The sequence below is a fragment of the Inquilinus limosus MP06 genome (assembly GCF_000767795.1).
GTDB classification, from domain to species: domain Bacteria; phylum Pseudomonadota; class Alphaproteobacteria; order DSM-16000; family Inquilinaceae; genus Inquilinus; species Inquilinus limosus_E.
The window spans coordinates 1-10,474 of record NZ_JANX01000176.1; the positions used below are offsets into that span (position 1 = coordinate 1).

Here is a 10,474-nt window from a genome sequence, read left to right on the forward strand (position 1 = left end):
CGCCAGCGGGCAGCGCGGATGGAAGCGGCAGCCGGCCGGCGGGTCCGCGAGGTTCGGCGGCGCCCCCGGCAGCCCGGTCCGCCTGACATCGTCCCCGATCCGCGGCAGGCTGGAGATGAGGTTCGCCGTGTAGGGATGGAACGGGCGCCGGAAGATCTCGGCGGTCGGCCCCTCCTCCACCAGCCGGCCGGCATACATGATGCCCAGCCGGTCGGCCAGGTTGGCGTGCACCGCCATGTCATGGGTCACGAACAGGATGGACGAACCCATCTCCTGCTGGATCTCGCGCAGCATGGCCAGCACGCCCTTCTGCACGATGACGTCGAGCGCCGTTGTCGGCTCGTCGGCAATGATGAATTCGGGCCGGCAGATGGTGGCCAGCGCGATGGTCAGGCGCTGGCGCATGCCGCCCGACATCTCGTGCGGATACGCGTCGAGCACCTTGGGGTCGAGCGACAGCCGCCGCAGATGGGCGGCAACCGCGGCGAAGAAATCCTGCCGGGTGCCGCCGATGTGGCGCGCGGCGAAGTCGACGAAGGTGTTCCGGATCCGCCGGACCGGGTTGAGCACGTTCATCGAGCCCTGGCTGACATAGGACAGGCGGCTCCAGCGGATGGCGTCGACCTGGGCCGGCGACATCGCGTAGACGTCGCGGCGGCCGTCCTGGAAGTTGAAGGTGACGGAGCCGCCGACGACGTTCAGCGGCGGGCGGATCGCCCGCGCGATCGTCTTGATCAGCGTGGTCTTGCCGGAGCTGGACTCGCCGGCCAGGCCGTAGATCTCGTTGCGGCGGATGGTGAGGGTGACGTCGTCGACGGCGCGCACCTCCCGGGTCATCCCGAAGAACCGCATCTGGTACCAGGCCTTGAGGCCGGAGACCTCGAGCAGGGGCGCGGCGGCGGGGGACGGGCGCGCCGCCCCTGCCGGCCGGGTTGCCGGCGGGATGGAATTCATGCCCCGCCCCCCATGCGCGCGAGCCGGCTGCGCGGATCGATGTATTCGTTCATCGAGATCGCGAGCAGGAACAGCCCGACGAAGAGCATGACCACCAGGGCCACCGGGAAGGCGATCCACCACCACACGCCGGCGACCAGCGCCGTGTGCTGGTTGGCCCAGTAGATCATGCCGCCGATGGTCGGCGTGTTGATGTCGGTGAAGCCCAGCACCGACAGCGTCACCTCGATCCCGATCGACCAGTTGATGTTGTTCATCGTCGTCGAGAAGACGATCGGCAGGACGAAGGGCAGGTGTTCCTGCACCAGGATCCGCCCGGTGCTCGCGCCCGAGAAATAGGCCTGGTGGGTGAATTCGCGGGTCCGCAGGCTCATCGCCATGGCCCGGATCAGGCGGGCGTCATAGGCCCAGCCGAGTGCCGCGGTGACCAGCGCGAGCATGGCCCAGCTCATCGCGTCGCGCATGATGAAGTAGAACAGGACCAGGATCGGGAACAGCGGCACGACCACGAAGGTGTCGTTGATCGACATCAGCACCCGGTCGACCCATCCGCCCTTGTAGCCGGCGATCAGCCCGACCAGCAGCGCGATCAGGCGGCTGAGCACCGCGACCACGATGCCGAAGGTGAGCGTGTTGCGGATCGCGAGGGTGAGCTGCCAGAACACGTCCTGCCCGCGCGAGGTCGTGCCGAAGAAGTAGTCCCATGACGGCGGGACGTCCGGCGCCACCACATAGACGTCGAGCGGCGGGTACGGCGAGACGAAGGACAGCAGCGCCATCACCGCGACAAGCCCCACCAGGACCAGGCCCGCGGCGAATTCGAGATTGTAGCGGAGCAGGTCGCGGAGGATGGCGAGGAACTGCATCAGCGGACCTCCACGCGCGGATCGATCAGCGGGAACAGGAGATCGATCACCAGGACCGCGGCCGAGACCGCGATGATCGAGACGGAGGTGATGCCCAGCACGAGGCTGTAGTCGCCCGCATGCACCGCGCTGATCAGCAGCGAGCCGAGGCCGGGATAGCCGAACACCTGCTCGGTGATGATGGCGCCGTTGAAGATCGCGCCGAGATTGAGCGCGAGGCCGGTGACCTGCGGCCCCAGCGCGTTGCGCATCACGTAGGAGCCGAGGATCCGGCGCCGGCCGACTCCGCCCAGCTCGGCATAGGTGACGTAATCCTCCGTCACGATGTTCGACACCAGGGCCCGCATGCCCATGAACCAGCCGCCGATGCCGACCGCCATCAGCGACAGGCTGGGCAGGACGGAATGCAGCAGCACGTCCATGGCAAAGGCGAACGTGTCTCCGCGATTGGCGTTCATGCTGGCGCCGCCGCTGATCGGCAGCACCGGCCAGACGAAGCCGAACAGGATCAGGAGAACGAAGGCGACGATGTAGTACGGGATCGGATGGACCCCCATCGACACGATCCCGGCCAGCTTCAGCAGCCGGTTCCGCCGGTAATAGCCGGCGAGCCCGCCGATGAGATTGCCGATGATCCAGGTCATCAGGGTGGAGACGAGGAGCAGCCCGACCGTCCAGGGCATGGCCCGCCAGATCAGGGTGGAGACCGGGGTCGGAAACGCCGACAGCGACGGGCCGAAATCGCCGACGAGGACCCGGCGCCAGAACGAGAGATACTGCTCGACCGGTGAGCCCTCGAGGCCGTAGAGCTGGCGCAGCGACGCCCGCATCATCTCGATCGCCTCGGGACTGGTGACGCCGAAGGAGGTCGCGGCGGTCACGCTCTGCTCGACCGGGTCGATCGGCGTCGAATGCGTGATGACATAGGTGATGTTCACGCCGATGAAGACGACGACCGCGAATTGCAGCAGCCGCTTGGCGAGGTAGGCGAGGAAGGGCTTCATGGCTCCGGCCGTCGGGATCGCCCGCAGGGCCCGGTTGCCCGGACCCCGCGGGGCTTGCGCAGGGATCAGGGCTGGGTCGGCTTCAGCCGCACCATCATCAGGCGCGAATTGCCCCAGTTCGGCACCGGATCGGTGTAGGGGTCGTCGGCCGTCGGGTAGCCGGTCCAGTAGGTCTCGTCCATGGCGGTGAAGACGTTGTAGGCCATCAGCGGGATGATCGGCATCTCGCGGACCATGAACTTGGCGTAGTCGCGCCCCAGCTCGACCGTCTTCGGATCCTCGAAGGACACGGTGCGGATCTGCTCGATCAGCTTGTCCAGCTCCGGGCTCGACAGGCGCTGCCAGTTGCGTGGCGACTGGGTCTTGCCGGCCGGCGCCACGAACTGGGAATGCCAGCTGTCGAGGAAGAAGGCCAGGTCCGGATGGCCGCCATAGGTCTCGACGCTCCAGCCGATGAAGGTGTCGAAATCGCCGGCGCCGCGGCGGTCCAGCATGTTGGTGCCCTGGGCGACGTCGATCTTGGCGTCAATGCCGAACTGGCGCCATTGCTGGGCGATCATGGTGCCGGCGCGGGTCATCACCGGCCGGGAGTCGCCCTCGACCATGATCCTGATCGAGAGCGGCTTGCCGTCCTGCCCGGTCCAGGCGCTGCCGCGCTTGGTGTAGCCGGCGCGCTCCAGCAGCTCGGCGGCGGCCGTCGGATTGGGCTTCCACCAGCCATAGCCGAAGGAGCGGGCGATCACGGCCGGATCGGTCGGGATCTGGTCCCCCATGGACGGCCGCAGCATCGTCGCGATCTGCTGCCCCATGGTCGGGTCGTACGGCTTGATCTTCTCCTTGCCGGTGTCCAGCTCGAAGCCGGCCAGCCAGTCCTGCAGCGGCTTGTGGTAGTCGTCCGGATGGGTTCCGGTCGGCGGCACGGCGATGGCCGAGATCGTCGCGGCGCCGCGGTACGACGCCATGGCGACGGCGCGGATGTCGATCAGCAGGGCCAGCGCCCAGCGCAGGTCGCGGTTCTGGAAGGTCGGGTTCTGCAGGTTGAAGACCACGGCCGGCAGGGTCGGGTCGGGATGGCCGTAGGGAAAGCCCTTGAACCAGGTCTTCAGGGTCTTCGACTGCTTGGCCAGGGTGAACATGCCTTCCGGCGCCACGTCATGGATGACGTCGAGATCGTGGTTGAGCTGGGCGATGACGCGCTTGTCCGGCGGGCCGGGGTCGACATAGGCGACGTATTTCGGTCCGGGCTCGCCATAGCGGCCCAGCGTGGTGCGCTGCCAGTCATCCCGTCGTTGCCAGACGAACCACTTGCCGTCGGGGTCGTAGCTGTAGAGCGTGTAGGCCCCCAGCGAGACCGGCTTGTTGAAGTCGAACCGCAGCGGGTCCGGCGCCTTCTCGAAGACGTGCTTCGGCATCATCCAGATGGCGTTGAAGCGCACCGTGAACAGCGCATGGAAGCGGGAGTTCGGCTTCTTCAGCTTGAACACCACCGTCCAGTCATCGACCTTCCGAACGCTGTCGACATTGAGCGAGAGCAGGGCGCTCCACCGCATCCCCGGGGTCTTGATCTGGGTCTCGACGGTGTAGACGAGATCGTCGGCCGTGAACTGGACGCCGTCGCTCCAGTAGATCCCCGGCCGCAGCTTCACGGTCATCTCCGTGAAGTCGGCGTTGTAGATCGGCTTTTCGGCCGCCAGCGAGTTCTGCCAGGACCCGTCCAGGCCGCGCTCGGGATCGATGTACCAGAGCGTGTCGAGCGCCAGCTGGTGCAGGCCGGTATACTGCCCGCCGGCATTGATGGCCCAGATGTTGAACCAGCCGGGATTCTTGATGGTCCCTTCGGGATTTTCGAGGATCAGCGTCTCCCGGCGCGGCAGGTCGGAGATCGTGCCCTGGGCGGATGACGCGGCCGTGCTGGCGATGAGGCTCGCGAAGGCGAGCATGAGCAACCTGATGACGCGCATAGGCTCTCCCTTTCTGACCGGTTCTGGGGCCGGTTCGGCAGGGAGTGAAGCCCCATTCGCATCATCTCGTCAATGATTTTGATATATATCAGTTCTGTTAATATAGATTCGAAGACCCTATGGTGTCGCGGCTCTCTGAAGGATTGATCGTACGATGGATGTCCCACAGCGACGGCTGCTGACATTGACGGCCAGCGAAGGCGGCGAGGCGCTGGAGGCGCTGTCCTCTCCGGTCAGGCTGGCCATGCTCAGGCTGCTCCGCCAGCGCGGCCCCCTGAACGTCAACCAGATCAGCAGCGAGCTGGACCTGCCGCAATCCACGGTCGCGATCAACGTGCAGAAGCTGGAGCGGGCGGAGCTGATCCGCACCGAAACCGTGAAGGCCAGCAAGGGCCAGCAGAAGGTCTGCTCGGCCCTCTATGACGAGATCACGGTCCGGCTCGACGATCCGGACGCGCTGCAGGACGACCGGATCATCGAGGTCGCGATGCCGATCGGCCTCTACACCACCTGCGAGGTCAGCGCGCCCTGCGGGCTGTGCTCGACCGACGGCGTGCTCGGCCTGCTCGACGTCCCCGACCACTTCCTCGACCCGAACCGGATGAAGGCGTCGCTGATCTGGTTCGGCCGCGGCTTCGTCGAATACAAGTTCCCCAACAACGCCAAGGTGGTGGGAAAGGCGATCGAGCAACTCGAGGTCACCATGGAGCTGTCGTCGGAAGTGCCCGGCACCAACAGCGACTGGCCGTCGGACATCACGCTGTGGATCAACCATGTCGCCGTCGCGACCTGGACATCGCCGGGCGATTACGGGGACATCCGCGGCCGCTATACGCCGCGGTGGTGGAAGCTCGCCGGCTCGCAATACGGCAAGCTCGTCAGCTGGCGCGTCACCGATGAAGGGGCATTCGTCGACGGCAACCGCGCCTCCGCCGTGACCCTGGACCAGCTCCGCCTGAACGACCATCACGCGATCCGCCTCCGCATCGGCATCGACGAGAACGCCGAGCATCCGGGCGGCCTCAACATCTTCGGCCGGGGCTTCGGCAACCACGACCAGGACATCGTCATGCGCCTGCGCCTGCAGGCCTGACGATCTGTCGATCGAGGAGGAGATCATGACCCATCTGACCGGCACCGTCGCGGTCGTCACCGGCGCGGGCCGCGGGATCGGACGCGAGATCGCCCTGCATCAGGCGCGGGCCGGAGCGAAGGTCGCGATCCTGGCGCGCACGCCGCACGGGATCGGGCAGGCCGGATCGACGATCGCCAGGAGCGGATCGAACGACGCTGCTGTACAAATCCGACCCGGTCCGCGGCGCTGTCCGGGACCGGGTGTTCCAGGAAGAGGCGCCGGACATTCGCGCTCGAGGCCCGATCGCCCGATGCACCGCCGTCCGACGCCGCCTATCGGGTGGCCTGGATGCCGCCCGAGGATCTGGCGCGGTCAGTGCCGAGTTCAGGTCGCCGTGCCGACCGGCGCCTGATTCACGACCGCGTCCGGGATGTCGTCGAACGACGCGTAGTTCATGGTGTAGAGCCGGGCGTAGAGTCCCCTGGCCACCATCAGCTGGTCATGCGTGCCCGACTCGATCTTCTCGCCGTTCTGCAGCACGATGATGCGGTCGGCGTGGCGGATCGTCGCCAGGCGATGGGCAATGACCAGGCCCGTACGTCCTTCCAGCAGGGTGACCAGGGCCTTCTGGATCAGCATCTCGGTGTAGCTGTCGATATTCGCCGTCGCCTCGTCCAGGACCAGGATCCGGGCGTCCGCCACCAGCGCCCGGGCGAAGCTGATGAGCTGGCGCTGGCCGATCGAGAGATTGCCGCCGCGCTGGTCCAGCACCGTCTCGTAGCCGTCGGGCAGGCGCGCGATGAAGTCGTGAGCCCCCACCGCCTTCGCGGCGCGGACCACCGTGTCGAGGGTCGCATCGGCCTTGTGATAGCGGATATTCTCGAAGACCGAGCCCGAGAACAGGAACGGCTCCTGCAGCACCATGGCCACCTGCTGCCCGAGCGACTCCTGGGTCAGGTCCCGCACGTCGTGGCCGCCCACCGTCACCTGGCCGTCCCAGACATCGTAGAAGCGATGCACCAGCGCCATGGCGCTCGATTTCCCCGAGCCCGTGGGGCCGACGAGGGCGACCGTCTCGCCCGGATTGACGCGGAAGCTCACATTCTTCAGCACCGGCTGCCCGGACCGGTAGCCGAAGGTCACGTTCCTGAACTCGACCGACCCATCCGTCGCCGGCGACAGGTCGACCGCGCCCGGCCGGTCCTGGATATCCACGGGGATGTCGAGCACCTCCGCGATGCGGTGGCCGGAGGCCATGGCCCGCTGCATGACGCTGTATTGCAGGGTCAGCGACCGGATCGGGTCGAAGAAGCGCTGAATGTAGAACAGGAAGGCGACCATGATGCCGATGTCCAGGGTGTTGCCCAGGACCATCGATCCGCCGATGACGATGACCACCGCCATGGCGGCACCCGTCAGCGTGTCCACGATCGGCACCATCACCTGCGCATATTTCGCGGCGCGGAGATGGGTGCGCAGATTGCCGTGGGCCTTGTCGTCATAGAGACGCAGGTTGAGCTGCTGCCGGCCCATGCTCTGGACCGTGCGCACGCCGTGGATCGCCTCGGCCAGCGCGCCGTTCGCGACCGAGTTCGTCTCATGCGCGGCCATGAAGGCGTCGCGGGCCCGCGGCAGCCACCACAGGCGGACGACGAACAGCACCGGCATCACCGACAAGGTGAGCAGGGCCAGCCGGACGTCCAGGAGCAGCATCACCGTGATGATGCCGACCAGGAGCGCGATGTCGCCGACCGACAGGACCGACGTCTCCATGAATTCCTGCATGGAGTTGACGTCGCCCTGCAGCCGCGACATCAGCCGGCCGACCTCCGTCTTGTCCATGAAGGACAGGGACACGCGCTGCAGATGCGCGAACATCGCGCGCCGCATGTCGAACAGGACGTCCTCCGCCGCCTTGCCGACCACCGTCTCCTGCACCCAGCTGGCGCCGTAATTGATCAGGATCGCCACGGCGAAGGCGATCGCGGCTCCGGCCAGGGCGCCGCGGCTGCCGGTCGCCATGCCGTGGTCGATGGCGAAGCGGATGATCAGCGGGATGGCGACCTGGCTCAGCGTGAACAGCAGTACCGCCGCGACCGCGATCACCATCTTCCGGCGATACGGGTACACGAACTGCCAGATGCGGCGGATGATGCGCCCGTCGAAGGCCGCACCGAACACCTCCTCTTCCGGGCGATGGGATCCGACGACGGCCCGCGGACGGCCGCGCCGGTCCTCGACCTCGTCCCGGTCATCGGTCTTTTCGGACATCAGGGCACCACCGGCTGCGCGGCATCGTCGCCGGGTCGCATCTGAAGGTCGTAGAGCGCGCGGTATCGGCCGCCCTTGGCCAGCAGCTCCTCATGGGTGCCGCTTTCGACAATGCGGCCCTCCTCGAGGAACAGGATCCGGTCGGCATGCATCAGGGAGCTCAGCCGGTGGGCGATGACGAGGGTCACCCGGCCCTTGGCGAAGCGCCGCATGGCGCTGCGGATCCGCTGCTCGGTGCCGGCGTCGATCGCGGCGGTCGAATCGTCGAACACCATGATGGCGGGCTTCAGCATCAGGCTGCGCGCGATCGACAGCCGCTGGCGCTGCCCGCCGGAGAGGGAGACGCCGCGCTCGCCGACCACGGTGCCGTAGCCCGCCGGCAGCCCGAGGATGTAGTTGTGCAGCTGGGCGGATTCGCTGGCGCGCGCGATCTGGTCGTCCTTGGCCCATGGATTGCCATAGACGATGTTGTTCTCGATCGAGGTGGTGAACAGGAAGGAATCCTGCTGCACGATGCCGACCGCCTGCCGCAGGGAGTCGAGGGTGACCTTGCTGATGTCCTGCCCGTCGATCGTGATCCGCCCGCCGGTGACGTCGTAGAAGCGCGGGATCAGGTGCACCAGGCTCGACTTGCCGGCCCCGGGGGATCCGACGATGCCGATGGTCTCGCCGCGCCGCGCCTCGAAGCTGATGCCGGACAGGACGTTGCGCTCCCCGCCCCCCGGATAGCGGAAATCCACGTTCTCGAAGCGCAGCACGCCATCGGTGACGACCAGGTCCTTGGCGCCGGGCTCGTCCTTGATGCCGAGATCGAGATCGAGCAGGTCGAACAGGCGTGTGCCGCAGGTCGAGGCGCGGGCGAAGGAGTTGACCAGCAGACCCAGCTGGCGCACGGGCATCTGCAGGATGGTCATGAAGGTCAGGAACGTCGCCAACGTGCCGACGCTGATCCCGCCGTCGATCACCCGGTTGCCGCCCACCCAGAGCACCAGTCCCATCGCGGCAAAGAAGGACAGGTTCATCGCGGCGGTGTTGACCACGCGGATATCGACACGGTCGTGGCCGATCTCGATGGCGCTCTGCGAGGCCCGGTCGAACTTCTCGAGCTCATGCGCCTGGGCCGCGAAGGCGCGCACGACGCGGATGCCGCCGAGGTTCTCCTCCATGACCCGGCTGAGCACGGACATCCGCTCCTGCAGGGCGAGCCAGGTCGAGCGCATGCGCAGCTGGGTGACCGAGGAGCGCCAGGCGACGAACGGCACGAAGCTGAGGCTCAGGAGACCGAGCACCAGATCCGTGCTGAGCAGCAGGGTGGCGCCGACGCCGATCAGCACGGTCAGCAGCACCAGCCGCACGATCCCGGTGCTGAAGAACATGCGCACGCCTTCGAGATCCAGGATGCCGAGCGTGATCAGATCGCCGGTATGCGCGCGGTCGTGGAAGCTGAAGCCCAGGCGCTGCAGCTTGTCGTAGCAGGCGAGGCGCAGCTCGTAGCCGATATGGTGCCCGACCGCTTCTCCGAAATAGTTCTGCAGCATGGTGAAGAGGCCGCGGAAGACGCTGACGGCGAACAGCACCAGCGCGGTCGTCAGCAGCGCCGTCTGGGCTTCCGTCGCCGATCCGGCTGCGGCCGTGAGAACGCCGCGCGCCTGGTCGACGGCCTGGCCGAGAAGACGGGGGATGAACAATTGCAGCGTCGCGGCGATGAAGGTCGACCCGATGGCGATGCCGACCTGCCAGGGATGGCGCAATGTCATGCGGCTGATGCGAAGGAGTGCCCCGACTCCGCGGCCCCAATGGGCTGCCGCAATATGGAGACGTGAATCGTCGCGCCTTCGCGCGCTCGCGATCGTATCGGTAGACACGGGGTGATCCAGTACTTCCGGGCGCACTGCCCGTGGGGAGCCGAGGCTCGGTCGGGCAGTCATTCTTCGAGCCATAACGCGCCTTTTTGGCGGCGAGTTCAAGCCCGGTCCGAAGCGTCGGCGCCCCGCCGATTCCGGGGTCCGGCACAGCGATCTGGCGATGAGAACGAAAAAGCCTCGCGCGAGGCGAGGCCGAGCATCTGAAACCGTTGGCGACCCCTACGGGATTCGAACCCGTGTTACCGCCGTGAAAGGGCGATGTCCTAGGCCTCTAGACGAAGGGGTCGGCGCGGCGCGGATACCTACCGGCAGCGGCCGGGGAAATCAAGCGTTTTCGGCCCAGAGCGGCGCCACATCGTCGATGAACAGCTGCACCCGGGTGTTGCCGTTCCAGCGGTCGATCCTGAGCGTGCCGGCCACATGCAGCAGCGCGTCGCGGCGCAGCAGGGCCTGGCCCACCGGCTGGTCGGCGCAGCGG

General features: G+C 66.9%; 8 protein-coding genes and 1 tRNA gene. 2 read left to right on the forward strand and 7 right to left on the reverse strand.

Going from position 1 to position 10,474, the window contains the following annotated elements; genetic code table 11:
* The 4 genes from P409_RS15445 to P409_RS15460 all read right to left on the reverse strand — a co-directional run.
* Positions 1-954: ABC transporter ATP-binding protein (locus tag P409_RS15445; protein WP_052120698.1), on the reverse strand; the 954-nt coding region annotated here is incomplete at its 3' end.
* Complete coding sequence (locus P409_RS15450) at positions 951-1,820, reverse strand: ABC transporter permease (protein WP_034838608.1); 870 nt, start codon at positions 1,818-1,820, stop codon at positions 951-953. The genes P409_RS15450 and P409_RS15445, both read right to left, overlap by 4 nt.
* Positions 1,820-2,824, reverse strand: coding sequence for an ABC transporter permease (locus P409_RS15455; protein ID WP_034838610.1), 1,005 nt, complete (start codon positions 2,822-2,824; stop codon positions 1,820-1,822). The genes P409_RS15450 and P409_RS15455 overlap by 1 nt, the downstream gene beginning before the upstream one ends.
* 65 nt (positions 2,825-2,889) lie before the next feature.
* Positions 2,890-4,764: an ABC transporter substrate-binding protein gene (locus P409_RS15460; protein ID WP_034838623.1), complete on the reverse strand. Its 1,875-nt coding sequence runs from the start codon at positions 4,762-4,764 to the stop codon at positions 2,890-2,892.
* A 175-nt stretch (positions 4,765-4,939) separates the two neighbouring features.
* Between P409_RS15460 and P409_RS15465 the strand changes: the two genes are divergently transcribed.
* Both P409_RS15465 and P409_RS41235 read left to right on the forward strand, forming a co-directional pair.
* A complete protein-coding gene (locus P409_RS15465) occupies positions 4,940-5,878 on the forward strand; it encodes an ArsR/SmtB family transcription factor (protein WP_034838613.1) in 939 nt (312 codons plus the stop codon).
* Positions 5,879-5,903: 25 nt separating this feature from the next.
* Positions 5,904-6,272, forward strand: coding sequence for an SDR family NAD(P)-dependent oxidoreductase (locus P409_RS41235; protein ID WP_202964678.1), 369 nt, complete (start codon positions 5,904-5,906; stop codon positions 6,270-6,272).
* Here P409_RS41235 and P409_RS15470 read toward each other — a convergent pair.
* The 3 genes from P409_RS15470 to P409_RS15480 all read right to left on the reverse strand — a co-directional run bounded on the left by P409_RS15470 (position 6,245) and on the right by P409_RS15480 (position 10,282).
* Complete coding sequence (locus tag P409_RS15470; protein WP_152613400.1) at positions 6,245-8,131, reverse strand: ABC transporter ATP-binding protein; 1,887 nt, start codon at positions 8,129-8,131, stop codon at positions 6,245-6,247. The genes P409_RS41235 and P409_RS15470 overlap by 28 nt on opposite strands.
* Positions 8,131-9,888: an ABC transporter ATP-binding protein gene (locus tag P409_RS15475; RefSeq protein WP_202964679.1), complete on the reverse strand. Its 1,758-nt coding sequence runs from the start codon at positions 9,886-9,888 to the stop codon at positions 8,131-8,133. The genes P409_RS15470 and P409_RS15475 overlap by 1 nt, the downstream gene beginning before the upstream one ends.
* 318 nt (positions 9,889-10,206) lie before the next feature.
* Positions 10,207-10,282: transfer RNA gene (locus P409_RS15480), tRNA-Glu, on the reverse strand.
* Positions 10,283-10,474 lie beyond the last annotated feature (192 nt).